This is a genomic window from Pseudomonas oryzihabitans (assembly GCF_032027545.1).
Taxonomy (GTDB): Bacteria; Pseudomonadota; Gammaproteobacteria; order Pseudomonadales; family Pseudomonadaceae; genus Chryseomonas; species Chryseomonas oryzihabitans_F.
The window spans coordinates 1-774 of the sequence record NZ_JAVSJB010000086.1 but is presented as its reverse complement, the minus strand read 5'-3'; the positions used below and the strand labels follow the sequence as shown (position 1 = coordinate 774).

Genomic DNA, 774 nt, shown 5'->3' with positions numbered 1-774 from the left:
TGCCAGTTGCGACCTGGCCCCGCTGCGCGCCCTGGCCCGCGAGCATGGCGTGGCGCTGATCGAAGACGCCGCCCACGCCGCCGGCACCCGCTACCAGGGCGAGCCCATCGGGATGCGCGGCACCGCCATCTTCAGCTTCCACGCCATCAAGAACCTGACCTGCGCCGAAGGCGGCATGCTGGTGACCGACGACGCCACCCTGGCCGAGCGGGTCCGTCGGCTGAAATTCCACGGCCTGGCGGTGGACGCCTTCGACCGCCAGGCCCTGGGTCGCAAGCCCCAGGCCCAGGTGCAGGAACCCGGCTTCAAGTACAACCTCTCGGACATCCACGCCGCCCTGGCGCTGGTCCAGCTGGATCGCCTGGGCGACATCAACAGCCGGCGCCGGCTGCTGGCTCAGGCCTACACCCAGCGCCTGGCGCACCTGCCGGTCGCGCCGCTGGCGCTACCGGACTACGCCCAGACCCACGCCTGGCACCTCTACATCCTGCGCATCTGCCCCGAGCGCTGCGGCCTGGATCGCGAAGCCTTCATGGCCGGCCTCAAGGCACGCGGCATCGGTACCGGCATCCATTTCACCGCCACCCACCTGCACCCCTGGTACCGCGAGCGCTGGCCCGAGCTGGCGCTTCCCAACAGCGAATGGAATTCGGCGCGGCTGTGCTCCATCCCGCTGTTCCCCGACATGACCCTCGCCGACGTCGACCGCGTGGTCGGTGCCATCGAAGACCTGCTGGAGAAAGGCGCATGAAGCCCTATGCCATCGACCGGGTA

General features: G+C 69.6%; 1 protein-coding gene. It reads left to right on the top strand.

What is annotated here, in order from left to right; translation table 11 throughout:
• A partial coding sequence (locus RND78_RS27825) for a DegT/DnrJ/EryC1/StrS family aminotransferase (protein ID WP_312733450.1) occupies positions 1-751 on the top strand: 751 nt, incomplete at its 5' end.
• Between the last annotated feature and the right edge of the window lie 23 nt (positions 752-774).